Annotated in this window: 18 protein-coding genes and 1 pseudogene; 8 read left to right on the forward strand and 11 right to left on the reverse strand. The window is 59.5% G+C overall.

Features of this window, described 5'->3' with window-relative positions; translation table 11 throughout:
• Window positions 1-3 precede the first annotated feature (3 nt).
• The 4 genes from FZF13_RS14595 to FZF13_RS14610 are packed head-to-tail and all read right to left on the reverse strand — an operon-like array spanning window position 4 to window position 4,448.
• On the reverse strand, window positions 4-777 hold the full coding sequence (locus tag FZF13_RS14595; protein WP_024927074.1) for an enoyl-CoA hydratase/isomerase family protein: 774 nt from the start codon (window positions 775-777) through the stop codon (window positions 4-6).
• Window positions 770-2,380, reverse strand: coding sequence for an acyl CoA:acetate/3-ketoacid CoA transferase (locus tag FZF13_RS14600; RefSeq protein ID WP_024927073.1), 1,611 nt, complete (start codon window positions 2,378-2,380; stop codon window positions 770-772). Before FZF13_RS14600 ends, FZF13_RS14595 begins: the two co-directional genes overlap by 8 nt.
• Window positions 2,377-3,393: a Gfo/Idh/MocA family protein gene (locus tag FZF13_RS14605; RefSeq protein ID WP_024927072.1), complete on the reverse strand. Its 1,017-nt coding sequence runs from the start codon at window positions 3,391-3,393 to the stop codon at window positions 2,377-2,379. Before FZF13_RS14605 ends, FZF13_RS14600 begins: the two co-directional genes overlap by 4 nt.
• A complete protein-coding gene (locus tag FZF13_RS14610) occupies window positions 3,390-4,448 on the reverse strand; it encodes a LacI family DNA-binding transcriptional regulator (RefSeq protein WP_024927071.1) in 1,059 nt (352 codons plus the stop codon). Before FZF13_RS14610 ends, FZF13_RS14605 begins: the two co-directional genes overlap by 4 nt.
• Window positions 4,449-4,687: 239 nt before the next feature.
• Between FZF13_RS14610 and FZF13_RS14615 the strand changes: the two genes are divergently transcribed.
• From FZF13_RS14615 to FZF13_RS14625, 3 genes are all read left to right on the forward strand, one after another.
• On the forward strand, window positions 4,688-5,842 hold the full coding sequence (locus FZF13_RS14615) for a dihydrodipicolinate synthase family protein (protein WP_024927070.1): 1,155 nt from the start codon (window positions 4,688-4,690) through the stop codon (window positions 5,840-5,842).
• Window positions 5,843-6,014: 172 nt separating this feature from the next.
• Window positions 6,015-6,236, forward strand: coding sequence for a hypothetical protein (locus FZF13_RS14620; protein WP_024927069.1), 222 nt, complete (start codon window positions 6,015-6,017; stop codon window positions 6,234-6,236).
• 121 nt (window positions 6,237-6,357) lie between these two features.
• Window positions 6,358-6,555 carry a hypothetical protein gene (locus tag FZF13_RS14625; protein WP_024927068.1) on the forward strand — a complete coding sequence of 66 codons (198 nt, stop codon included), beginning with the start codon at window positions 6,358-6,360 and terminating at the stop codon, window positions 6,553-6,555.
• Window positions 6,556-6,810: 255 nt separating this feature from the next.
• Here FZF13_RS14625 and FZF13_RS14630 read toward each other — a convergent pair whose 3' ends face one another.
• Window positions 6,811-7,710: a hypothetical protein gene (locus FZF13_RS14630; protein WP_139116445.1), complete on the reverse strand. Its 900-nt coding sequence runs from the start codon at window positions 7,708-7,710 to the stop codon at window positions 6,811-6,813.
• 256 nt (window positions 7,711-7,966) lie between these two features.
• Here FZF13_RS14630 and FZF13_RS14635 point away from each other — a divergent pair.
• Both FZF13_RS14635 and FZF13_RS14640 read left to right on the forward strand, forming a co-directional pair.
• Window positions 7,967-8,131 (forward strand): annotated as a pseudogene (locus FZF13_RS14635) (tyrosine-type recombinase/integrase); the annotation flags it as partial.
• Window positions 8,132-8,385: 254 nt separating this feature from the next.
• Window positions 8,386-9,561 (forward strand): Fic family protein, encoded by a 1,176-nt coding sequence (locus tag FZF13_RS14640; RefSeq protein WP_024927065.1) that lies wholly within the window; start codon window positions 8,386-8,388, stop codon window positions 9,559-9,561.
• A 143-nt stretch (window positions 9,562-9,704) separates the two neighbouring features.
• Here the strand turns inward: FZF13_RS14640 and FZF13_RS14645 are convergent, their stop codons facing one another.
• The 5 genes from FZF13_RS14645 to hsdR are packed head-to-tail and all read right to left on the reverse strand — an operon-like array spanning window position 9,705 to window position 18,067.
• A complete protein-coding gene (locus tag FZF13_RS14645; RefSeq protein ID WP_081766997.1) occupies window positions 9,705-11,192 on the reverse strand; it encodes a hypothetical protein in 1,488 nt (495 codons plus the stop codon).
• 20 nt (window positions 11,193-11,212) lie between these two features.
• Window positions 11,213-13,597 carry a restriction endonuclease subunit S gene (locus FZF13_RS14650; protein WP_024927063.1) on the reverse strand — a complete coding sequence of 795 codons (2,385 nt, stop codon included), beginning with the start codon at window positions 13,595-13,597 and terminating at the stop codon, window positions 11,213-11,215.
• The gene (locus FZF13_RS14655; protein WP_024927062.1) at window positions 13,594-15,048 is read right to left on the reverse strand and encodes a type I restriction-modification system subunit M; all 1,455 of its coding nucleotides are present in this window, start codon (window positions 15,046-15,048) and stop codon (window positions 13,594-13,596) included. Before FZF13_RS14655 ends, FZF13_RS14650 begins: the two co-directional genes overlap by 4 nt.
• On the reverse strand, window positions 15,045-15,626 hold the full coding sequence (locus FZF13_RS14660; protein ID WP_024927061.1) for a hypothetical protein: 582 nt from the start codon (window positions 15,624-15,626) through the stop codon (window positions 15,045-15,047). The genes FZF13_RS14655 and FZF13_RS14660 overlap by 4 nt, the downstream gene beginning before the upstream one ends.
• Window positions 15,623-18,067: an EcoAI/FtnUII family type I restriction enzme subunit R gene (gene hsdR, locus FZF13_RS14665; RefSeq protein ID WP_024927060.1), complete on the reverse strand. Its 2,445-nt coding sequence runs from the start codon at window positions 18,065-18,067 to the stop codon at window positions 15,623-15,625. Before hsdR ends, FZF13_RS14660 begins: the two co-directional genes overlap by 4 nt.
• A gap of 215 nt (window positions 18,068-18,282) precedes the next feature.
• Between hsdR and FZF13_RS14670 the strand changes: the two genes are divergently transcribed.
• On the forward strand, window positions 18,283-18,915 hold the full coding sequence (locus FZF13_RS14670; protein ID WP_024927059.1) for a tyrosine-type recombinase/integrase: 633 nt from the start codon (window positions 18,283-18,285) through the stop codon (window positions 18,913-18,915).
• Window positions 18,916-19,060: 145 nt separating this feature from the next.
• Here FZF13_RS14670 and FZF13_RS14675 read toward each other — a convergent pair whose 3' ends face one another.
• A complete protein-coding gene (locus tag FZF13_RS14675; protein WP_024927058.1) occupies window positions 19,061-20,737 on the reverse strand; it encodes an RNA-directed DNA polymerase in 1,677 nt (558 codons plus the stop codon).
• Between the two features lie 258 nt (window positions 20,738-20,995).
• On the opposite strand from FZF13_RS14675, the gene FZF13_RS14680 reads away from it, so the two are divergent.
• Together FZF13_RS14680 and FZF13_RS14685 are read left to right on the forward strand one after the other, a co-directional pair.
• Window positions 20,996-22,264, forward strand: a complete 1,269-nt coding sequence (locus FZF13_RS14680) for an SIR2 family protein (protein ID WP_024927057.1) — start codon at window positions 20,996-20,998, stop codon at window positions 22,262-22,264.
• Window positions 22,261-24,357, forward strand: coding sequence for an ATP-binding protein (locus tag FZF13_RS14685; protein WP_024927056.1), 2,097 nt, complete (start codon window positions 22,261-22,263; stop codon window positions 24,355-24,357). The genes FZF13_RS14680 and FZF13_RS14685 overlap by 4 nt, the downstream gene beginning before the upstream one ends.
• Window positions 24,358-24,449 lie beyond the last annotated feature (92 nt).

Raw genomic sequence — 24,449 nt, forward strand, 5'->3', positions numbered from 1 at the left:
GTCCTAGCTCCGCGAAAAAGCGGGCTTCTGTTTGGTTCGGAAGGCGGAGACACCGGCCTTCAGGTCTTTAGTCAGCGCGATGAAGCCGCTGGCCAGCGCCTCGGTCGCGGCGGCGGTTTCCTCGCCTTCGGCAACGGCGATCATCAGCTTGGCGGCCTCGGTGGCCAGCGGTCCGCGCTCGGCGATCTTTGCGGCCCAGTTTTTAGCTTCTGCCAATGCCTCGCCGGTAGCTGCCACGCGGTCGACAATGCCGAGCGCAAGCGCGTCGGTCGCCGCAAAGACCTCGCCACCCAGCGCCATGCGCCGCACTGCCTGGGCGCCGAAGCGGCGCACGGCGCGCTGCGTGCCGGACCAGCCGGGCACGACGCCGATCGAGGTCTCGGGAAAACCGAGCTTCGCTTGCGTTTCCGCGACACGGAAATCGCACGCGGCGGCAAGTTCCAACCCGCCGCCCAGCGCATGACCGGACAACACCGCGATGGTGGGCTGCCTGAGGCGCGCCAGTCGGTCGAAGACACGATGGCCATAGCGCACCCACTGAACCTGGAAATCGGCGGCGCTCATCGCCGCCCAGGCATCGACGTCGCCGCCGGCGCAGAAACCCTTGCCTTCACCGCACAGGAGCACGACGCGCACGCTTTCGGCAGCCTCAGCTTCGTCCAGCGCTTTTTCCAGCGCCCGCAGCATCGGGATATCGAGCGCATTGAATTTTTCGGGCCGCCTCAGCGTGACAATGCCGATCGCGCCTTCAGCCTGGAATGTGACGAGTTCAGCCATGCGCGCCTCCCGCTGTCCGTGCCGGCTTTTGCGGCAGCGAGAGCCCGATCGGCGCCTCGGCAAAAAGAGCAGCATCCATCGTCTTCAGCCTGTCGGAGACGATGAGCGGGAATTCCGACTGGTCGAGGATATGCGCCTTGAGATCGACGCCCGGTGCGATCTCGTTCAGCACGATGCCTTGCGGTGTCAGCTTCATCACCGCCCGTTCGGTTATGTAGGTGACGTCCTGGCCCTGCTCGACGCCGCGCCGGCCGGAGAAGGTGACGTGTTCGACCTCGTTGACCAGCTTCTTCAGCTTGCCGTCCTTCTCGATCACCAGCCTGCCGTCGGCGACCGCGAGCTTCGCGCCGGCGTTAAACATGCCGGAGAAGACGATCTTCTTGGCGCGCGCGGTGATGTCGACAAAGCCGCCGGCGCCGGCCGTCACATGCGGGCGGAAGGAGAGCTTCGAGACGTTGACGGAGCCGTTCCGGTCGATCTCCAGGAAGGACAGCAGCGAGGCGTCGAAACCGGCGCCCTGAAAGTAGGTGAACTGGTAAGGCGAGGGCATGAAGGCGTCGGCGTTGGAGGCGCAGCCGAAGGCGAAGTCGAGCAGCGGCACGCCGCCGACCGCACCCTGTTCGATCACCCAGGTGACGGCGCCATGCAGGCCTTCCTCGATCAGGATACGCGGCACGTTAGCGGAAATGCCGAAGCCGAGATTGACGGCACTGCCGGCCTCAAGCTCCTGCGCGACACGGCGGGCAATGACCTTCTGCACGTTGAATTCCGGCACGCGGAACGAACCCAGCGGGCGCATGATCTCGCCGGAGATCGCCGGGTCGTAGCCAGTCTGCGTGGTCTGTTTCTGGTCTGGGTCGATGACGATGTAGTCGACCAGCACGCCCGGCACGCGCACGTCGTGCGGGCGCAGCGAACCGTCCTTGGTGACGCGCTTGACCTGCGCAATGACGATGCCGCCATTGTTGCGGGCGGCGAGCGCCTGGTCGAGGCCGCCGAGATAGGCGCCTTCATGCTCGTAGGTCAGGTTGCCGCGCTCGTCGGCGGTGGTGGCGCGGATGATGGCGACGTCCGGCCGGATCGCCGGGAAATAGAGCCAGTCCTCGCCTTCGAATTCGACCTTCTTCAACACCGGTTCGCTTGCAGCGCGCGCATTCATGGCGCAGCCTTGCCGGTCGGGGTCGACGAAAGTGTCGAGGCCGACCTTGGTCAAGACGCCGGGACGCTTGGCGGCGGCCTCGCGATGCATGTCGAAGAGGATGCCGGAGGGGATGTTGTAGGCGGCAACCTCCTCATTGCCGATCATCTGCCAGATTAGCGGCGGTTCGGCGGAGGACGGCCCGGAAGGATAGGAGCCGCCAATGATCTTCTTCAGCAGGCCCTTTCTTGCGATGTAGTCAACGCCCTTGATGCCACTCATGTCGCCGGCGGCGATCGGGTGCAGCGTGGTGAGGTCGCGCGGATGGCCTTCCGCCTCGAAACGTTCGCCGATCGCCTTCAGCATCAGGTCCGGGCAGCCGAGACCGCTGGAAGACGAGACCGAAACGGTCATGCCGTCCTTGATCAATCGCGCAGCGGCTGAGGCGGAGACGAGCTTGCTCATGCCGAGGCTCCGAGCCCGGTCTCGATGGTCACGGCGCGACCGGTCTTCGCCGAGGCCAGCGCTGCCTCGGCGCAGGCGAGCGACCAGACGCCGTCCTCGCCGGTCGCCGAAGGCTTGCCTTCGGTGCGGATGGCGGCGTGGAAGGCGCGCAGCGAGCGGGTGTAGAGGTCCTCGCGGTCGAAGGAGAGTTCTTCCTCGCCGGTTGCCGTGCGCAGGGTAACCGAGCCAACCGGCTTCTGGGTCATCACACCCCTGGCGATCAGCGAACCTTCGGTGCCGTGCACCTCGAAACCGGTGCCTGCGAATTTGGTGGTGAAACCCTCATGGCTCTGGGCGATGAGGCCCGACTGGAAGCGCCACACGCACATGGCGCCGTCTTCCAGCCCGCTGCCGGCCATGCCGGCCGACTGGGTGAAGGCGGAAATCTCGACCGGGTCTTCGCCGAGCACGAAGCGCAACGTGTCTGCGTCATGCACGGTGATATCCAGCACCACGCCGCCGCCGGCCTCCGGCTTGGTGATGCGCCAGCCCTGCAGATGTTCGGGCAGATAGACCGAGTGGAAAACGCGGGCGGCGACCGGCCTGCCGATCTTGCCTGCCGCGATGGCCTCTCGCATGGCCCGATGGGCGCCGGCATTGCGCAGATGATGGTTGGTGCCGAGCACGACGCCGGCGGCCTTGCACGCGGCAAGGATCTTGCGGGCATCGCCGCTGGTCAGCGCCAGCGGCTTCTCGCACAGCACATGCTTGCCGGCCTTGGCGGCGGCCACCGCCTGTTCCAGATGCAGTTCATTGGTGGTGGAGATATAGACAGCGTCGATATCGGCATCGAGCAGGGCGTTGAGCGAGGAGAAGGCGGCAGGAATGCCGTTTTCCCTGGCGTAGGCTGCCGCGCGTTCCGGGCTGGAGCTCATCACGGCCACCACCTCGCCGTCGGCTTGCGCGCGGATGGCGTCGATCACGAATTGCCTGGCGATCGTGCTCGCGCCGATCAGGCCCCAACGGACGGTCATGCCGCACCTCCCGGCGAATGAATGCGGGTCTCGTGGCTGCGGTTCGGGCCGCAGCTTTCGCGTACCACCAGATTGACGGCGCCGATATGGTCTTCCGCGCGCGTCGTGCGGGACTGGATCATCTTCAGGACGACATGGGCGGCGCGCTCGCCAAGGCCGGGCGTATCCACCGCCACGCTGGTCAGCGCCGGAATGTAGTGTTCGGCCTCGACCACGTCGTCGAAACCGACGACGGCGAAATCGCGGCCCGGCTCCAGTCCCTGCTTGCGCAGCGCCAGCATTGCGCCGAAGGCGACCGCGTCGTTGAAACACAGCGCGCCCGTCGGTGGCTGCGGCAGGGCGAGCACCGCATCCAGACAGGCCATGCCGCCACGACGGCTGGTCTCGCCCTCGACAATGGCTGTTTCGTCCGGGCCGATGCCCTCGGCCTCGCAGGCCTCGCGGAAACCGCCGAGGCGTTCGTGATAGACGACCAGATCGGACGAGCCGCCGAGGAAGGCGAGGCGGCGGTGACCCTTGGCGATCAGGTGGCGCGTGGCGAGATAGGCGCCGCGATGGTTGTCGGGCGCGATTACCGGGATGCGGCTCTCCGGCAGCCGGCGCATGGCGAAGACCACCGGGATGCCCGCCGTTTCCAGGCGACGGAAGGCATCCGGCCGGGTGCCACGCGCCGGCGACACGATGAGGCCGGCGACATCCTGCTCCATCAGCGATTTCAGCACCTCTTCCTGGCGCACCGGATTTTCGGCCGTGTTGGCGATGAACGGCACGATGCCCGCCGACTGGAAAACGCGTTCCATGCCGACCGCGAGCTCCGCGAAGAAGGGATTGGTCAGATCGTTGATGACCATGCCGATGACGTTGGAATGAGCCTTGCGCAGGTTGGCGGCGCCGCGGTTGTAGACATAACCGACATCCTCGATCGCCTTGCGGACCCGGTTCGCCGTTTCCGGCCGGATCAGCCCGCTGCCCTGAAGCACCAGCGACACGGTCGACTTGGATACGCCGGCCTCGCGGGCGATGTCCAAAATCGTTGCCTTGGCCCGGCTGGCCATTCCGATGCGTCCTCCCTGATCGCAATTTATTCTTTGGAACGTTCTAAACACAATCGATCGGAGGCGTCAATCGGAATTGTTCATGGAGTATGATGAATATGGAAACCCAAGGCAGTATGCGGATATACGACTTAATTCGTTGTGCGTCGCAGCAAAATTTTGTGCGCTGCCACGAATCGTAAATCTTCTTGATTTATTGGAACGTTCCATTTATGGCGAAACTCAAGGGAGCGAGCATCATGGACATCATCTTGCCAGTGGAGGATGGTCGCCGGGCGTCATACCGCCTTATTGGTCGGCCGGTCGAAGCCGTGGCGGGCGCGCGATTTCCGCGCATCGCCTATGCCGCCGCCCATGTCGTCGCCGACCCGCTCGCGATGTCCGATCCCTGGTCGAAACCGGTCGTCGACTGGGACCGCACGATGGCGTTCCGCCATCATCTGTGGCGTCTCGGCTTCCGCATCGCCGAGGCGATGGACACATCCCAGCGCGGCATGGGTTTCGACTGGAGCAGTGCCAGGGAATTGATCCGCCGCTCGATCGTGGAAGCGCGCACGGTGGAGGGTGCCGATCTCGCCTCGGGCGCTGGCACGGATCATCTCGAGGTCCGCGCAGGGCTGACGTTGGACGACATCATTGCTGCCTATGAGGAGCAGTTCGGCTTCATCGAGGGCGAGGGTGGCAAGGCGATCATGATGGCCAGCCGTGCGCTGGCGGCAACTGCAAGAAGCGCGGACGATTACGCAAAAGTTTACGACCGTGTTCTCTCGCAGGCCTCCGGCAAGGTCATCCTGCATTGGCTGGGCGACATGTTCGACCCGGCGCTGAAGGGCTATTGGGGCGCGGACAACTTCGAAAACGCGCTAGATACGGTTGTCGCCATCATCGAGCGCCATGCCCACAAGGTCGAAGGCATCAAGATCTCGCTGCTTGACGCCGACAAGGAGGTCGCGCTGCGCAACCGTCTGCCGGACGGGGTCGTCATGTTCACCGGCGACGATTTCAACTATCCCGAACTGATTGCGGGCGACGGCCACCGTCATTCGCATGCGCTGCTCGGCATCTTCGACGCGATCGCGCCGGTCGCCAATTCAGCGCTTGCCAGATTGGCCGCCGGCGACCGCGCCGGCTATGACGCGCTGATGGCGCCGACGGTGCCTTTGTCGCGCAAGATCTTCGAGGCACCGACCGAATATTACAAGGCCGGCATCGTCTTCATGGCCTGGCTGAACGGTCATCAGGACCATTTCACCATGGTCGGCGGCATGCAGTCGGCGCGCGGCATCTGCCATTATGCCGAGGTGTTCCGGCTGGCCGACCAGGCCGGGCTGCTGGCTGATCCCGATCTTGCTGTCTCGCGCATGAAAAGTCTGTGCGCAGTGGCCGGTATCTGAGCGGACACGGCTCCATCCCGGTTCGAAATATTCGGGTTGCGGCCGGCGCTGAGGACGGAAAAATCTTTCATCCGATCTTCCGTTGTGGCGAAATACGCCTTCATCCTGCCCTAATCGCGCAAGAACAAGAAGGTGAGGGGGACTTTTGTTTAAATATCGAATGGAGGATAACATGCTTCGTAGGGTTGTTTTGGCGACCGCAGCCGTCGCCGTGTTCAGCATGCCAGCTTTTGCCGCGACCGAATTCTGGGTGGCCAAGTCTGCCGCGACCAAGAAGTGCGAAATCGTCGACAAGAAGCCGGACGGCACCAAGATGATGGACATGGGCAAGAAGTCCTATGCCACCAAGGGCAACGCCGAAAAGGCGCTGAAAGAACTCAAGGACTGCAAGTGATCTGACGGAAACTTCGCGTTCCTCGGTCCACAGCCCGTCCCGATCTTTCGGGGCGGGCTTTTCATTTGTGCTGTTTGGGCTATCAGCCGGCCCGTGTATGCTGGCGATCCGGAGGTTGCCCATGGCGTTTTTCGACATCGACCAGCAGGAACGGCTGAAAACCGCCAAGGGCAAGGAGATGCTGGATACGGTTCCGGTCCATGACGTTGTGCCGACGCATGTCGCGCCGCCGCCGACTGATCTCGGCGGCAAGGTGGAAATCAGCCTTGGCAAGGACGGCAAGGTGATCGCCAAAATCAAGGATCCGACACTGCGCTGACATGCGCGGGGCCATCCTGGCAAACTCCAGGCGCGATTGTCCCGCGCGGCGCTTCCAGGCGCGCCCCGGATGGCGGCTGGCCGAACGAGGCGACAAGGCGCTCGTCGGCAGTATCTAAAATTGTCAGGATCGAATGGTGGGCGTGACAGGGATTGAACCTGTGACCCCTACGATGTCAACGCCGCCGAAGACGGGTAAAAACAAGGGCAAAAAGTAGCAAAGTGTTGCAAAGTCATTGCCAGAAAAATCAATGAGTTAGCGGGATGTGCGTGTCACTTGCGTGCCATGGCAGCGACGCTGCAGCACCCGCAAGTCTCGATAGTATCGCGTATTACCTGAAATGACGGGCGTGGACTCGTTTCGCCAGAACTGGGCTTCACAGTCCCAACTCGACCTCGCATCGTTCAACCAGCAGCCCATCATCGGCATAGGTATCCAGCTCAGAGGTTTCGCCACACCTCCAAGAAGCCGAAAATGATTCCCACCCGGCATCGTGACCGTCGTCGTGACACGGGTTACGGGTAATCCCTTCTCGGAAATCTTCTCCTCACGCCGCGATACGCTCACCAAGGGAAGACTTGGCTGCTCCGGCATGGAGAGGGCACAGAAGCGGCTTTCCATCTTCATTCCGTCGACGGTGTCTCCGTCGTGAAATCCGAATGTATGCACAAAGGCGGCCCTCGATGCTGGTGTTGCGACCTTGGCGCAGGTGGTGGCATCCATCATCCGATGGGACAGATATCCTTGAGGAAAGTTGGAATTGGCTGAGTATGCCACGGGCAAGGCATAGTTTTGCGTGAGCCAGGCACCAGATTGATCGTCATTGCTGAAGGCCAGGGACTGTCGCGTGGCCTCGAATGGGATCGCCACCCGCGCGTTGGCAGCATCATATACGCTCGAAAGCGAACGCAGCGCGATGTGGTCGTGTACGGTCGTTGCCAGATAGCTGCCGTAGAATATCAACGGCAACAAGATCCACCACCGCGCTACGCGACCGGTCGCGACCTCGAACGCGACTCCGATCATTCCTGCATTGATCAGGAATACGGACCAGAACATAGCCAGCGCGAACATCAAGAAGATGCCCGTGAATGGAATAGCCTGAAGCACGAAAACGGCTGCAGTCACGACAAAGAAGATGAGCGAAACTGGCAATGACGAGCGCATCCAGCATATATGCCAGTCGTGCTTAAATAATTTGTACCTTCCGGTGGTGAGAGGTACAAATCGCCACAGTTGATTAGAAAATCAACCGACGGCGGCGAAGATCCATTCTGTCTCGGCGAATGTAGCGGCTTGACTGCAAGCGAGATAATGCAGCGTAGGGGTTGCGGATGTTTTGCTCGACACCTCGTCCTTCTCTGCCCAGAACTTGTATGTCGCTGTCATTTGCGGCGCTCGCAAAAACAGAACACATGCGCTCCGCCGTACCAAGGCAGCCCTGATCTACAAGGCTACCGGCAATCTTCGAGTTGTTCAGATCTTGCTTGGGCACACCAAGATCGAAAATACCGTTAGATACCTCGGCGTTGATATCGATGATGCGCTTACGCTTACCGAGACAACGGAAATCTGACCCGCGGCCTCGCTGAACATAGCGGGACCGCGTTCGGCAACGCGCCGTCATTTCGGTCATTCGGACCGTCGGAATCTTCCGACGAAAGCGGACTGCTCGCCGCCTCCGCATCCTTGGACAGAAGGTTCGAAACGCTAAGAACGATTTCTTGACTAGACATTGCCGATAGTAAAGTATTCGTTCTTAGCGAGTTCGACAGGGAACGCTGTCATGCCTTTGCGTTTCCAGATCGTCTCTTCATGTAGGGTTGCCACATGCCAACGCGTGAGACGGGTCAATATGAAAGCGTGACCGCTGGCGGAGAGAAGGTTGACGCGTTCATTCCCTTTGATCTGCCGCCCGCGCGCCCGGCGCTGTTAATCAACGACACGCTCGAACATCGTCTTCGCGAGGCTGAGCAGGCGCTCGTTCGCCTTGACCTTGCAGGAGCGATGGTGCCGTCCCTCGATTGGTTCATCTACGCCTTCGTACGCAAGGAGGCCGTGATTTCGTCGCAGATCGAAGGCACGCAAGCGTCGCTAATCGACCTTCTCGCCTTCGAGGCGGAAGAACATCCGGCTCCCAACGCGGATGTCGAGGAGGTCACGAATTATCTTGAGGCACTGGCCTACGCGCGAGGCCAACTCGCGGCAAAGCGAGGTCTCCCCATATCGATGAGGCTCCTGAATGAGGCTCACAAGCGGTTGATGCGTGGCGTGCGTGACTCGAACAAGCAACCTGGCGAGATTCGCCGTAGCCAAAATTGGATTGGGGGAAGTCGACCGGGAAATGCGGCCTACGTGCCACCGGCTCCTGATAAGCTCCCTCTGCTTCTTGGCGCGCTTGAGAAGTACATTCACACTGACGAAAAGCTGCCGGCGCTGGTGCGCACCGGGCTGTTGCATGTGCAGTTCGAAACCATCCATCCGTATCTCGACGGCAATGGTCGGATCGGGCGACTGTTGATTGCGCTGCTGTTGGAACATTGGCAACTGTTAAGAGCTCCGCTTCTCTACCTCAGCCTGTTCTTCAAGCGCCACCGCGAAGAGTATTATCGCCGGCTCAATCGCGTGCGGCTGGCAGGAGATTGGGAGGGCTGGACAGACTTTTTTCTGGATGGGGTAGCGACGATTGCGGATGAAGCAGTCGCATCGGCGCGCGAGTTGTTCAATCTCGTTGGTGCGGACCGAGCTCAGCTATTAAATGCGGCCTCCGCTTCCGTCTCGGCGCTGAGATTATTTGAACAACTTCCCCGCCATCCAATCGTAACGGTCGTTGCCGCGATGAAACTGATCGATGCCAGCAAGCCAACGGCGACCCGCGCGATCGAAGTGCTGGTAGAGGCCGGCATTCTCGTGGAAACGACAGGCAAGAAACGTGACCGGAGCTTTGCCTACCGAGCCTATATGGAATGTCTGCGGGTCGGAACGGATTTGTCTCATCGCGAATGAAGCAAACGGCAAGCCGGAAAAACGGACCTTCCGATTCGCGCCTTTATTCCGGTCGTTCGAACTTCTTGCGCTTCACACCGAAAGCGGACATCTGGTCCAGAGCCGAGACATAAGAATGGCTGCGTCTAGCAAGTTCGACATTTCTATTGCTCGACGCCGCGAACCAGCATCAGCAACCTTTGGAACTCTGCGTTGTCGCTATCGCCCTTCCAGAAGTTGATGAACTGGCAGACCACCTGGAGATTGCCCACCTCGTAGTGCCCTGCGCTGTCGACGCGATCGAGCGAGGGCAAGAGGTTCTTGTCGGCCTCAGGGCCGAGAAACTGGAAAGGGATGCCGGTCAGGGCGCATCGATTGTCCTGAAGATCGAGCAGCGAAGCGATCAGCTTCTCCAACTCAGCCGTGGTCATCCGCAGTTCCTTGTTCTTCAAGATGCGCTGAACGACTTGTCCGTTCGAATTCTTGACGGTGTTGTCGACCGAAAGGCGCATGGCGATGATAGATTTCTCGCGCCCTCCAAGGATGCGGCCCTCGTCCTTGCCGCCCGTCGCTTTGGTGATCGAGCCTTCCGCTTCCAGCTTCAGCAGCGTCGTGAAAATCCAGCAGAGGGAATGAGCATCGACGAGGCGAATGTTATTTAGGCCGGCGTGCGCTTCGATCAGCGGGCGCATTGCAGCGAGGGTCTGATTGTAGGTCGAATAATTCTCCCAACTACATTGGCGCAGAGTAGAGAAATCGATGCCTAGCGCACGAAAGGCGCGGTCGAAGCCGGTCGGCTGGATCGGCACGAACCGATCCATGTCCTTTAGGAAATAGAAATACGCAAGGAGCGGATACTTGCCGCCCGTCAACTGGCTCAAACGATCGAACGTTGAGCCCTCATCGGCGCCACCGCGAAAGAGGCCAAACAGAAGCCCCTCAAGTTCGCGACGCAGCTTTGGGTTGGATGTCGCCTCCAGCAGTGCGCGGTGATCGCGGTTGGCATGGCCAAAGCGGTTCTGCCAGAAGACAAGATTGTTGGTGAGGTTGCTCCGACTGTCCTGAATCTCGATCGCGTCGATCATGCGGCTCAGGATCGCGCCCGAACCGATATCGGCTTCCGACCATTCGCTTGCGCGAAGCAGGCCGAGCGCGTGGTCGCGCAGGCGAGGCTTGTACTTCTCCCAGTCGGCAGCAAGCCCTTCGTGGAAGCTGGTGAAGGCGTGGCCGGACCTTGCCGTGATGAGCGCTTGGAAGCGCGCGAAGGCTTCGCGGAAAACGCGCGGATCGATGACGGCAGCAGCGGTGATGGCGCGGGGCGCGCTGCCGGAACCGGCATACCATCCCATAAACCTGTTCAGAGCGCGGGGACTATCGATTTCGACGCGCAGCGTTGTAGGCGCGCGAAGCGGCAAAAGTGGCCCGTTGATGTTCGAGTTTCCATTCGAGGCGTTATCCAGCAGCCGCACGCCGTCGAGAGTCGGCGGCGCAGGCGGCTGGAACCAGATGCGCGTCTCGGCGGCTTCGCGATGAATCGCGAGAACCTTGCCCTCTGGTGTCTTGAAGCCGACCACGTAGTCGGTGGGCGGCTTGGCCGGTTCGCCAAACTTCGATCTGAGTATCTTTTCCGCTTGGGAGACGTTGAGCGCCATTCCGGAATCTCACAAGTGGCTTAATTGAACAGTGCTTTCTGATACGGACCATGAACGAATTTACCCGTACCTTTAGGAACGATCCCCTCAAGCCTAAGCTTGGCGAGGGCAGCAAAGAACTCACCAGCAGGCAATTTCAGCTTGTCAGGATGCCAGTCGTCGCGTGCTGCGCATACGATCTCTGTGTCAGTCGGCGCCTTGCCTTCAATCAGTAGATTATTCCAAGCGGAATAGACTGTTGCAAATATTTCTGCCTGCCTCGTGTCCATGGGAACAAGAATGTCAATAAGTCTAGTGGCAATCGCCCGCGTGTGCGGGTCAGGGCCATGCTCCGTCTTCAGCGACTTATCAAAATTGGATAGCTGTCGAAGCAGATAGCCGGCTCCGTTGGTTTCGAATACGAAACGTTCATGCCCGCGAGCCCACTGCTCTACGGCAAGCATATGTTTGAAGTCGTTCGGGCCAGCAGCATCACGTATAGGCGCGCGCCCAAGATCGAACCCTGCCTCCGCTTCCACGAGATGGAGAATCTTCTGGGCTTTGACATGCCCGAACGTTCGTTCCCTCCGGGCAAAGCGATGACGTTCATACGCAAGCGACAGGATATAGGCTGACCTCTCTGCGAAAATGACCTTCTCCGGGTCACCACTAACCGTTGCGACGGTTTGTCGATCGCTTACGCCGGACAGACTGGCATCAGCCGGCGCCAAGGCCTCGGCGAGAAGCGCATCGAGAAGGCGGCGGCGGGTGGCGACGGTGGCGGTCAGGCTCGCCTCCAGCCGGTCGCACAACGCCATCAGCGCACCGACCTTAGCGACGATGCGGTGTTGCTCGGCAAGGGGTGGGAGGGGCGCGAGGAAGTTCCGAAGCGGCCGAAGCCCGATCGTCGGCTGCGCAGTCCCGGTAATGCTGTTCGTCGCTTGATCGTAGATGAGCGGTGACGCAAGCAGGGTCATTAAGAACCGCACGCTCATTGCTTCGACGGGCTTCAGGATTGCTATGTGCCGCTGAACACAGAAGGGCCGCTCCGTCTCAACCAGTGCAGGCCGACCGTAGGTAGCGCCAACAACCGTGTAGAGAATGTCACTTTTGGCGGGCGTTCGGTAAGGCGCGAGCGACTTGAAATAGGCTTCCGGAACCAGCCGACAGCCAGTGAAGTCAAGCCGCCCGGATGTGATATTTCCGATCGTCAGAAACGCCACCCCCGTGTCCGCTTTCGGCGGCGGCTGATGATCGCCATCGGTGATGACCTTGAACAGGGTGCTGAGGCGAGTCCATTCCCAACCGGTCGGGGCAGCGAATGGCAGTTTCTCATCCGCAATCAGATCAGTCTGTACTGTCCCAATGCAGTTGGCTTCGCCATAAGTAGCAATCTCCGTCGCGATCAGCTTCAGCAGCTCCGACCCGGGCTCGTCGTTCGGATCCTGTGGCACGAGTTTGCCGCGCACGGCGAGGTTGAGGATAGTCCGGCGCAAGTCCTTGATTTGATCGGGGCGCGTGGTCAGCGCCGGCAGCGCATCGAGGGCGAAGCGGGCGTCGTTGCGGAAGGTTTCGGGATCGGGCGCGTTGAAGCGAGCGAGATTCGCCGCCGCCAGCCGGTCGCGCACCGCCTCGCGGCCCGCCCGCGCCGTCTCCAGCCGTTCGCACAGGTCCATCAATTCATCGACCTTGGCGACGATGCGATGCTGCTCGGCGAGCGGTGGGAGTGGAAATGGTACCGCCGCAACGACCTTGCCAGAAACTTCCTTGAACGTAGTCCCCGGCGCTTTGGCGTCGATTTCGGGCGCGAAAGCCTTCATCGCCGTGGCGATGAAGCGCGAGCAGTCCGCGACATAGGGAACGATCGACTTGAAGCCCTGATTCGTCGAAATCGGGTTGGCAGCTATCGCGACATAGCCAATTGGCGCGCGGCTCGTGAACAATACCGTGCCCTTCGGCATCAAGGTTGCCGAAGACGTTCGCGCGCCCGTTTCGGATAGGTCGCGCGAACCACGCGAAATGTAGAGTTTCGAATATCCACCAAGGTCGGCAGGCGTAAGCCATGGCACGCCCTCTCCGGGTTCCGCAAAGTTGTACGCATCACTCGCGGATGGCGTGCCACCGCCGACAATTGCGCCGACTCCATCGAGCCGTACCCATCGCCATGTCGAGGGGATCGAGTAAGCCTTATTAACGTCGCCGCCGCTATCGAGGTCGCGCGGCTTGCGCAGTTCGCCCGCCTTGACGAGCCGCGCCTTCGCCTTCTCGATGCGCGTCAGCAATTCCGACGCAGGTTCGTCCTTTGCATCTTGCGGTACGAGCTTGCCGCGTACGGCCAGATCGAGAACGAAGCGGCGCAGACGGGCAATGGCCTCGGGCGCGTCGGCGATCTTCTCGTAATGCTGCAACAAGCGTTCAGCGTTCATCGGGCCAGCGCCTCGGCCAGGATCGCCTTCAGCTGGTCGCGGTAGCTTGCGGTCTCGGCCTCAGCTGCGACGAGCTCGGCGAGCAGCGTTTCCGGGTCGCCGTGATCGTCCGCAACGCTGTGCGGGTTCTTGATGTCAAGATTGTAGCCGCGGGCCTTCACCTCCTCGGCGCTCACCTTCCATGCCTGCGGCGTCTCTTCGCGGCCTTTCCGCTCCTTGCCGCCCCACCAGTCGATGCAGCCTGCAAAATGCTCCAGCCGGATCGGCTTGGTCATCGAATAGGCTTTCTGGCCTTCCGGTACGCGGTGGTCGTAGAACCAGATGTCTTTCGTCGGCGTGCCCTTCTCGAAGAACAGCAGATTGGTGCCGATCGAGGCATAGGGCTTGAACACAGAATTCGGCAGCCGAACGATAGTGTGGAGGTTGCACTCCTCCATCAGATGTTCCTTGAGTCGCGTTTTGATGCCCTCGCCGAACAGAGTGCCGTCCGGCAGCACCACCGCGGCTCGGCCGTCTTGCTTCAAGAGGCGCACGATCAGTGCCAGGAACAGGTCGGCGGTTTCTTTGGTACGGAAGGTCGGGAAATTGTTTTCGATGCCGTCTTCCTCCTTACCACCGAAGGGCGGATTGGTGACGACGATATCGACGCGCTCGTCCTTGCTCCATGAAATCAGCGGCCGGGCCAGCGTATTGTCATGGCGCACAAAGCTCGGGTCCTCGATGCCGTGCAGCAGCATGTTGGTGACGCACAGCATGTGGGGAAGCTGCTTCTTCTCCACCGCGAGCAGAGCGCCCTGCATCGTCTCGCGCTGTTTCGGCGTGCGGACGTAGTTCGCCTCCATGTGATTGATTGCGCAGGACAGAAAGCCGCCCGTGCCGCAGGCCGGATCGAACAGGATTTCGCCCGGATGCGGATCGATGCGATCGACCAAAAAGGCGGTCACGGCGCGCGGCGTATAGAACTCGCCCGCGTTGCCGGCCGACTGCAGACTGTTGAGCAGTTGCTCATAGAACTCACCGAAGTGCCGGCGTTCGTCTAGGTTATTGAAGTCGATTTCGTCGATCTTGTTGATGACTTGGCGGATCAGGTGCCCTGACTTCATGTAGTTGAAGGCGTCCTCGAACAGATCGCGCACCACACGGCGGCGGTCGCCTGGTTGCCCAGTCAGCTGAAGGCTTTTCAGTGCGGGAAACAGCTCCCCGTTGACGAAGGCCAATAGCGCGTCGCCAGTCATGCCTTCGAGGTCCGCTGCCCAACTCCGCCACTGGAATTTCTCCGGAATCGGCGAGCGATAGCCGCTCCTCGTCAGTTCAAGTTCCTGGTCCTGATCGTCGATGATCTTGAGGAAAAACATCCAGCACAACTGGCTGATGCGTTGCGCATCGCCATCGACGCCAGAATCCTGGCGCATGATGTCCTGAATGGATTTTACGGTGGTGCGGACGATCATGCTTCCAGATTTCCCATGTCAGCGTAGAACGCGGCTTCAATATCCGCGATATACCATGCGCCGTCCGGACGCACAGGGTTGCCAATGCCAGCCGCAGCCAAATGCTCAGCAGCGTGCTGGCAAGCTTTTATGAGTAGACCATAGCCGGCAGCAGTTAAACTGAACCCGGTTTGCTCGCTAATGATCCGATCAAAAATCGGTGCTTGGTGTGGCGAAAGGAACCGGATGAACTTGGAGGCGAAGGAGGGACGGGAAAGGCCGTGAAGTGCGTTGATCTGTTCAAGGGCGCCCATAGGATCTGACTGCGAAATCATTTGCCAGGCACCAGTGAGAGCCTGGCATATTGCTCCGGGTTGATTGTTCTGCTGGACCCTAGCGGCAATGCCGTAATATCCGCCCCATCGGCAGACCTGACGGAGAAATCTCAAGGAGGCACCTTGCGGAAACGCGGTGGCAGCAAGCTGCGCGGCGATGACCTCCAGCAGATCGGTGTCAGGATACTCAAGTCGATGCTTTCGGATGCAGTCTGGAAAAAGGTGGTCCGCAAGCTCGTATGTTCCGAGATTCACCATCGTCACGCTGTCTCCTGATAGAGCGCGTCCTGCATTTCGCGGACCGCCGCCTCAAAACCCTCCTTGCCGCCGAACGCCTTGATGAGTTGCACGACGCTGCCCATCGTAGTGAACGGCGTCACCTTCAGCACATTGGCGTCGTCCAGATTAAGCACGCCCTCATCGCGATACTTCTCCAGGAGTGCATCGAGCACAGCCCGGGCCTGCGGCCCGTATTTGGTGAACACGTCGCGCTTGCTGACATTCTCTGCCCGCTCACGGCGTGTGAGCGGCTTCTTGTCGAAGGCGACGTGGCAGATCAGATCGAAGGGATCGAGGTTCTTGCCGAGTTCGTCCGAGACGACGTCGAGCGCCAACCCCTCGGCCTCCAGTTCCTCGATGATCGCCTGTTTGCGCTCGGCGGATTTCCAACGTTTGAGGAAATCGTCGAGGCTGGCGAAGCACTTCCTGAGCGTCGTCTTGGTGAAATCGCGCAGGGATTCGGTGACAAGCTTACCGTTCTCGTCGAGATATTCGACGCGCTCGGCGAGTATGCGGGCGCCCACGCCGTCGACATAAATCTTACGGATGGTGCCACTGGGAGACGTGACAGGGCCTGGTTCATCGACGAGGGTTTCGTCCTCTCGAGGCTCGTAGCGCGTCTGCTCATTTTCCCCGAACCCATCGGGCATTTCGTCTGGCGGGCTGATCGGGTCGCCGTCGTCCGCCTCGTAAATCTGCACGGGGTCACCGTCGAACTCAGGGTCGGCAAAATGGCTGGTCGCGCCACGAAAATCGATCAGAGTGAAGAAGAATTTCTTGGTGTCCTCATGAACGCGCGTGCCGCGCCCGACGATCTGCTTGAACTCGGTCATCGAGCCCACCGCGCGATCGAGCACAATCAGCCGGCACGTCTGCGCATCGACGCCCGTCGAAAGCAGCCGCGAGGTCGTGACCAGTACGGGATATTTCGCTTCGGGGTCAATGAAATTACCGAGCTGTTCCTGGCCATCCTTGTCGCTGCCGGTGATGCGCATGACGTAACGCCGGTTCTCGGCTACCAGATCGGCATTCTCGTTGACGAGCGCCTGACGCATCCGCGCTGCGTGCTCCTCATCGACGCAAAACACGATAGTTTTCTGGAATCGGTCGCCACTCACTTTGAGGAATTCAGTGACCTTCTTCGCGGTCAGTACCGTGCGATCGTCGAGTACAAGGTTTCGGTCAAAATCCTTGGTATTGTAGATGCGGTCCTCGACCTCGTTGCCGTCCCGGTCGAGCTGGCCGGGTTCCGGGCGGTAGCCTTCCACGTCTCGGTCGATGTGAACCTTGATGACTTTATAAGGGGCCAGGAAGCCGTCGCTGATGCCTTGCTTCAACGAATAGGTGAAGACCGGCTCGCCGAAATAGTCGGTGTTGGAAACGTATTCGGTTTCCTTCGGCGTGGCGGTGAGTCCGATCTGCGTCGCGCTAGAAAAATGCGTCAGGATCTCACGCCAGGCAGAATCTGCGGCCACGCTGCCGCGATGGCACTCATCGATCACGATTAGGTCGAAGAAGCCAGGCGAGAACTCGCGATAGAGCTTGTGGCGTTCCTCCGGGCCGGTGATCGCTTGATACAGCCCAAGATAAATTTCGAAGGCTGTGTCGATGCGCCGCTTTTTGTTGAGTGCCAATGTCAGATCGACAGTGGTGCCGTCATGCCGTTCGATCGTCTTGGCATTGGTGGAAAGCTTCGCCATCGCCGCGCCGAAGGGGCGGAAGTCATTTACCATCGTCTGGTCGATCAGAACGTTACGATCGGCCAAGAAAAGGATGCGCTTCTTGCGGCCCGCCTTCCACAATCGCCAGATGATTTGAAACGCTGTGTAGGTCTTGCCGGTACCGGTCGCCATCACCAGCAGCACGCGGTCGCGACCCTGGGCGATGGCCTCGATCGCGCCGTTCACGGCATTCACTTGATAATAGCGAGGGGCCTTGCCGCTGCCGTCGTCGAAATAATCTTGGAGCACAATCTCTTCGGCTTCGGTGTCGAGGCCCTTCCAGGCGCAATAGCGCGACCACAGATCCGCCGGCGTCGGGAAGTCGTCGAGCCCGATATTGGTTTCGATTGTGGTACTTCCGCCAGTGCGGTCGTGGAATACGAAGCCATCACCATTTGAGGAAAACACAAAGGGAATATCCAGTGTCGCGGCGTAGTCGAGACCTTGCTGAATCCCATCGCCGACTGAATGATTGTTGTCCTTCGCTTCGATTAGCGCGATCGGGATATTCGGCTTGTAGTAAAGAACGAAGTCGGCTTTCTTGGCCTTGCCGCGCGTCACCAGCTTGCCGCGCACGATGATCCGGCCCCTGGTAAAATAGACTTCCTCCCGAACCTGCACCATCTCGTCCCAGCCGGCGCGCTTGATGGCCGGCAGGATGAACTTCGTGCAGATGTCGCGTTCGGTGAGTGCTCTCTTGTCCACGCTTCCCCCACCGGACTTATCGCAATACCCAGGTGGTTTCGCAAGAACGGGTCAAACCGCTGCCGATCTAGCCTTTTTCCGTCTGTTGAGTGAAGGCCTTTGGACCGAGATCGAACGATCGGCAGCTATCCGCTCGGTGTCGACCGAAAGCTGCCTTTCCGGTTCCGGCCCCCACTATCTCTCTACTGGCCATGTTGGCCAAAGGGAGAAATGTCATGGGTATCTCAAGGTACGACCCACTCGCCAAAGGTCGGCCGGCCTGGAATGCAGGCAAGCAGGTCGGCGCCAAACGAGCGCTCAAAGTGAAGCAAATCTGGTTGATCCGCTTTTTCCTAGATAGCGAAGGGCGGATGCGCGACCGGGCTTTGTTTGACCTCGCAATCGACAGCAAGCTTCGCGGTTGCGACCTCGTCAAAATGAAGATTGGATCGCTTGTTTCAGGCCCGGCAATAAGGGCCCGATCAATGGTGATCCAGCAGAAGACCGGTCGGCCGGTCCAGTTCGAGATCACCGCAGACACGAGAGCAAGTCTGCTCGCGTGGCTCGAACGTCGTGGTGGCACTATCGACGACTACGCGTTCCCAAGCCGAGTTGACCGCGACGGGCACCTAAGCACCCGACAGTACGCGAGATTGGTCGATGAATGGATTACGGCGATTGGACTGCGCCCTGAGGAATACGGGACACATTCGCTCCGCCGTACCAAGGCGGCATTGATCTACAAGGCTACAGGCAATCTTCGAGCTATTCAGATCTTGCTCGGACACACCAAGATCGAAAACACGGTTCGATATCTCGGTGTCGATATCGATGACGCGCTTACGCTTGCCGAGACAACTGAAATCTGATCCCTGCGGCCTCGCCGAATATAGCGAGGCCGCGTTCAGCAACGCGCCCCCATTACAGACGTTCAGCCTGCCGACCGATGGGCTCGAAAGCTGCCGTCGGTCGTCGTGCAGGGTCGAAAACATGACACTATGCCCCCAACCTAGCCTAGTAAGCATCGTCTTCGACTTCATAATCATCGTCGTTGTCGAACTCGTCCAACTCGAACGTGAAATCGTCGAGGAAATCGTCGCGGACGCGCTGGAGACGGACATTGTCACCGCGCAGCGAGCGGAGGGTGGTGTTGATCGACGTGAACCCGGTAGTGATCGAGAGAAACCGGATTTTCCTAGCTTGTAGCAGCGCAAAATAGGGATCTGCCTCGATGAACGCTGTTGACGGCACAGGATTGATGCCAAGGCCCACGCTCTCATAGGCGTATAGCCACATGCTGCTGCGGAGACCGTCACCGGAAAGCGCGCTATTCCATCTGGTGAAATCGATCGCACCTTCTACGAGTCGAAGATTGGCACACACAGCGGTGAGCAAGGCTACCATCGAGTTATCGATCTCGGTGAGAGGTTCAACACTCGACGCTGAAAGCGGGACCCGCAAACGGGCAGCGAGAAACAAAAACCAGATAATCTCGCCGGTCCGGTTCTCGCGGGCGAGTACGGGCAGCCGGTGTTCAAGGAATTCCGTCAGCTTCGGTAATTCAACGTCGTTGCGCTCGGCTTGGCGCAGCAGCGTGATCTCGACGAGAAACGCGACCAAGCTGGCGTTGCGCCGGTAGGCGGCGATCAAATGGCTTTGGACTTTGGCCCAATTGGTCGTCCGTACGAATGATGCGCGTGCATTCTGGAAAGCATATTTCTCAACATTCGTGTCGGGGTGTGCATCGCAAACCCGTCCGACGCGATAAAAGAAGTGTTGAAATTCTGCGTCGCTGCTTGGACCTCGCGGTACATAAGATCGTACTTCCTGCTTCCAGCCATTATCGTGCCTACTTGAAGTTGGAAGGATCACCGACTTGTCGTTGTTTAGCTCGAGCTCGTACTGTGCAGCAGCTTGGCGAAGAGCCGCGATGAGGTTCTTGCCTGAGTGGTCGGCGCTGCTGCTGATCGTATAGTCGTCGATATAGCGCGAAGCATCGCGCGGACCGATTCCGACCTTGGCACGCAGAGCGACGTCAATCGCGGATGCGACAACTTCCGCGATCAGGCGTGAGCAGTCGGGTCCCACCGGCAGGCCGATGGTCTGGCCGTCCTGCGCATTGCGGCACAACAGGTCGATAAGATTGCCAAAATGCTCCGCACCGCGATTGAGTTTGGCGAACGCCTTGCCGTGGATCGCCCAAGGAATTGCGTGGGTGTAGATCGAGTGAAAGAAGGCGCGAATATCGGCGCCCACGAATTCCTCGCGCCTCGATGAGAGGTCCACGCGAAAGTCGTCGCGCAAATCGATGTTGGGCCGGATCAGGGCGCGCGGCCCGTTCCAGTCGAAGATCGGTGGCGACGAAGATATCCGCGAGCTTTTGGCCGCGGTCCGCATCTTAATATAATTGTCGGCAACCGCCCGAGATAAGAGCAAATAGGCAAGAGGATTCGGTACGCCATGACGGCGATCATCCTTCCCGAAGCGAGGAAAATAGAACCAGCTCGGCTCGGAAATATAGCGGTGGAACGCCGGTTTTCCCCTTATCAGCGGCATTGCTTCGATACCGTCGAGAACCGACTTTCGATATTTCGCTAGGTCATACGAAACAAAGCACGGCGGCAGCTCCGGAGCGAAGTATCCATGGGACAAAAGGCGTCGTAGACGTTCGGATTTTGTCTTTGAAGTCATCGCTCCCCCGAGCCCTTCAGCATGCAATCCTAAGGGCCAAGTCTAGAGGACTATCCCGCGCGCCAATGGCTAGACCATCTGCGCCTTTTGGGAAAGCAGACTTGCGTGCATATTGGCGATTTGCTCCGGTTTGCGAGTACGCTCAAGGCTGTCCAACCATCAAAGTAGAATGTTAATTTCGCTTGGCAGTTGCGATTTGCGTCGGTCGAGAAGGCGTTTTGTGACAGGTCTGCTCGCAATAGAAAAATAGGGGGAACTATGGAGTGGAAGGTGCATAGCTATAGGGTGGGATCGTCCAGCGAGGCCTTCGATTCCATTCCAGCCGGGGCCGATGAACTCGACCAGTTTGTTTCGATGCACCGGCGGAAGATCGAGCCGTGGTTGTCCGCTGTGTTTCAGGCAGAGCACCTCAACTTGCTTCTCGGGAGCGGATTTACGACTGCGGTGGCGTTTTCCGCAGGCGTGGACGCTACCGGTATGGGAACGGCTGCCAGCGCATCCCCGCACGCGAAGGCAATCATGGACCACGCTACCATTAGCGCCAAGAAGATGGGGCGCGGAGAGGCCAACATCGAGGACCAGCTACGTAGCGCAATCGCTGTTCTCGACGGCTTGGATATCATCGATGCCACCGCCGCAAAGGCGGTGCGCGCTGATATTAACAAGGCGATCGAGATATTTCTCTATTCATTGTTGGCGACCGAACGTGGCATTGCGCAGTCAGACAGCGTGCCAGCATCTGCTATGCTACAGTCATTTCTGCTTAGCTTCGCAAGCCGCGCTGCCTCACGTGAGCGCCTGCATATTTTCACAACCAATTATGATCGTCTGATCGAGCGCGGCTGCGACGATGCCGGACTGCGGATCATCGACCGATTTGTGGGTTCGCTGCAACCTTGGTTTCGCAACACACGCATTGAACTGGATTACCACTACAATCCACCCGGCATCCGGGGCGAACCGCGTTTCATGGAAGGGGTGGTGCGTTTTACCAAGCTGCACGGAAGCCTAGACTGGCGTTTCGAAGCCTCTATGCGCCGAATCTATCGCGCTGAGACGCCCTTTGGTGCTGCCGACGATCACCCAAGTCTTCCGGACTCTCCGGTCGACACGGTGATGATCTATCCGAACCCAGCAAAGGACGTCGAGACGACACAGTATCCCTACGCCGAACTTTTCCGCGACTTTGCATCCGCAACATGTAGACCCAATTCCGTGGTTGTAACGTACGGCTACGGTTTCGGTGACGATCACATAAATCGCGTACTGCTCGACATGCTGTCAGTGCCCTCGGCGCATTTGGTTATCATCGCGTTCGACCTCGACGACCGAGTCAAGAACTTCCTCGGTCAGACGCGGCCAGCGCAGGTGAGTTTCCTCGCCGGCAGGCATTTTGGGAGTCTTCAGCGGCTCGTTGATGACTACTTGCCGAAGCCCGCACTCGATTACATTACCGGCCGTATGTCCGAATTGCTGAAGAACCGAGCCTACGCCGAGGCACCGACTGACAATGGTGGAACCCAATGAACTCGCCAATCGAACGGCTTGCCGCACTCGTCATCGGCACCGTCGAGTCTATCTCGTCCGACGAAATCCGCGTGCTGCTCGATCTCGATGCGCCGCAGTCGACCGCGCTCAATACGGGCACTCCGACAAGTTTTCCGCGCCTCAACAGCTATGTGCTTATTCCAAATGAGGCTGGCGCAACCGTTGCTTACGTGACTTGGATCGGCATTGAACGCTCGCCTTATCCAAAGCGATCCGGGCTCAAGGACTTTGGTCTGATCGACTTACCATTTCCGTTGCGGAAGATGGCACTTGCACCAATCGGGACGCTGACCGTGCGCCGCGATCGTCGCGCCGATACCAGCGTGTACGAGTTGAGCCGCGGCGTGATCGCCTTTCCATCCGTTGGTGACCAAGTTCTGATCCCGACGCCGGAACAGATTGCCGCCATCGTGGGGGCGAAGGACAAGGATCGAAGAGTCCGTATCGGTTCGTCGCCGCTGGCCGCCGACACATCGATCATGGTCGACCCCGACAAAATCTTTGGTCGGCACGTTGCCGTGTTGGGCAACACCGGTAGTGGGAAATCGTGTTCAGTCGCCGGGCTGATCCGATGGTCGCTGGAAGCGGCACAAGAGGCGCTAGAAGAAGGCATGCAAGCACCCAATGCGCGCTTTGTCATCCTCGATCCTAACGGCGAATACGCGCGCGCCTTTGAAGATAGGGGCGACAAGGTTCGCTTGTTTAGGGTTCCGCCGGTGAACGCCGAGGTAGGCGAACGGCCGCTTCGTTTGCCGGCCTGGTTGTGGAACGGTCATGAATGGACGGCTGTCTCATTCGCGAGGCCTGGAGCCCAACGTCCTCTGTTGCTACAAGCCTTACGCGATCTTAAAAGCGGCAATCTGGAGGGCATGCCGCCCGAAGCGCTGGTGCGGCGCCACGTCCATTCCTATCGGCTCCTCGTGGACGCATTGCTTTCCCGAGGGCCCGCATCATTCGCCGGCGAACCGGGACCGCGACGCCAATGTGGCGAGCTCTTAGATAACATCGCGACAGACTGTGATGATTTGAGCGCGCGGATCGCAGGCGATCCGCAGGCGCTGCTAACCGACATTGCGTCCTCAGTTCGTGATATCGCGAACAATCGCCGTGGTAATAACGGATGGTTCAATAGTTTCACGGTGCAAGAAATCGAATCCGTACAGACATCGCTTCAAAGCTTCCTGGATGCTGTTGCGGACGGTCTTGTTGCGGCGCAAGTGACTGAGGACGCGCCAATTCCGTTCGATGTGGATATGCTCTCCGACCATCTTGAGCGGATTGCCGCGACCGAAGGCGCAGGGCTAGCCGGTTTCATCAGCACTCTCGGCATGCGTATCCGCGGCATGATGGCCGATCCACGTCTCGGGCAGGTAGTCGGCAGCGAACCCACTCTCACTCTTGATGCTTGGCTCAACGATCTCATAGGCAGCGATGCCTCCGCCAACGGCCAAGTCGCAATTATCGACCTTTCCCTTGTACCGTCAGAGATCATTCATGTCGTCGTGGCGGTTCTTGCACGCCTCGTATTCGAAGCCTTGCAGCGCTACCGTCGGCTGCATCCTCAGGGCCGCCCGCTTCCAACGACGCTAGTGCTGGAGGAAGCGCACAGTTTCGTACGGCGCGGAGCAAACGATGAGGGGCCGGCCGAGAATCCGGCGCAGCTATGCCGCGAAATTTTTGAGAAGATCGCACGCGAGGGACGCAAGTTCGGCCTTGGCCTTATGCTGTCGTCGCAACGCCCATCCGAACTCTCGTCGACCATCCTAGCGCAGTGCAATACGTTCTTGCTCCATCGGATCGTGAACGATCTCGATCAGGCACTGGTTGCCCGACTCGTTCCCGACAATGTCGCAGGTCTACTGAAGGAACTGCCAAGCTTGCCTTCACGACAAGCAGTTCTCCTTGGATGGGCTACACCTATCCCGCTTCTCGTCGAGATGGAGGAACTTGCCGAAGTGCACCGTCCTCGGTCGTCGGATCCCGATTTCTGGGAGGTTTGGACCGGCAAGAAGCCGCGAGCGATCGACTGGCCCAGTCTGGTGAAGGATTGGACTGGTTTATCGCAGGCTTGAAACAGCGCTCCCACTGCATGTGTGCCTTCACCTCCATACGCATATACGGTCGCGGCGAGACCTGAACAGTGGGAGACATGCTCGAATGTCAG

Source organism: Mesorhizobium terrae, from assembly GCF_008727715.1.
Classification (GTDB): domain Bacteria; phylum Pseudomonadota; class Alphaproteobacteria; order Rhizobiales; family Rhizobiaceae; genus Mesorhizobium; species Mesorhizobium terrae.

What these genes read in the sequence shown, in the direction of transcription:
- FZF13_RS14595 (WP_024927074.1), bottom strand. Translation starts at nt 777, where the DNA reads ATGGCTGAACTCGTCACATTCCAGGCTGAAGGCGCGATCGGCATTGTC.
- FZF13_RS14600 (WP_024927073.1), bottom strand. Translation starts at nt 2,380, where the DNA reads ATGAGCAAGCTCGTCTCCGCCTCAGCCGCTGCGCGATTGATCAAGGAC.
- FZF13_RS14605 (WP_024927072.1), bottom strand. Translation starts at nt 3,393, where the DNA reads ATGACCGTCCGTTGGGGCCTGATCGGCGCGAGCACGATCGCCAGGCAA.
- FZF13_RS14610 (WP_024927071.1), bottom strand. Translation starts at nt 4,448, where the DNA reads ATGGCCAGCCGGGCCAAGGCAACGATTTTGGACATCGCCCGCGAGGCC.
- FZF13_RS14615 (WP_024927070.1), top strand. Translation starts at nt 4,688, where the DNA reads ATGGACATCATCTTGCCAGTGGAGGATGGTCGCCGGGCGTCATACCGC.
- FZF13_RS14620 (WP_024927069.1), top strand. Translation starts at nt 6,015, where the DNA reads ATGCTTCGTAGGGTTGTTTTGGCGACCGCAGCCGTCGCCGTGTTCAGC.
- FZF13_RS14625 (WP_024927068.1), top strand. Translation starts at nt 6,358, where the DNA reads ATGGCGTTTTTCGACATCGACCAGCAGGAACGGCTGAAAACCGCCAAG.
- FZF13_RS14640 (WP_024927065.1), top strand. Translation starts at nt 8,386, where the DNA reads ATGCCAACGCGTGAGACGGGTCAATATGAAAGCGTGACCGCTGGCGGA.
- FZF13_RS14645 (WP_081766997.1), bottom strand. Translation starts at nt 11,192, where the DNA reads ATGGCGCTCAACGTCTCCCAAGCGGAAAAGATACTCAGATCGAAGTTT.
- FZF13_RS14650 (WP_024927063.1), bottom strand. Translation starts at nt 13,597, where the DNA reads ATGAACGCTGAACGCTTGTTGCAGCATTACGAGAAGATCGCCGACGCG.
- FZF13_RS14655 (WP_024927062.1), bottom strand. Translation starts at nt 15,048, where the DNA reads ATGATCGTCCGCACCACCGTAAAATCCATTCAGGACATCATGCGCCAG.
- FZF13_RS14670 (WP_024927059.1), top strand. Translation starts at nt 18,283, where the DNA reads ATGGGTATCTCAAGGTACGACCCACTCGCCAAAGGTCGGCCGGCCTGG.
- FZF13_RS14675 (WP_024927058.1), bottom strand. Translation starts at nt 20,737, where the DNA reads ATGACTTCAAAGACAAAATCCGAACGTCTACGACGCCTTTTGTCCCAT.
- FZF13_RS14680 (WP_024927057.1), top strand. Translation starts at nt 20,996, where the DNA reads ATGGAGTGGAAGGTGCATAGCTATAGGGTGGGATCGTCCAGCGAGGCC.
- FZF13_RS14685 (WP_024927056.1), top strand. Translation starts at nt 22,261, where the DNA reads ATGAACTCGCCAATCGAACGGCTTGCCGCACTCGTCATCGGCACCGTC.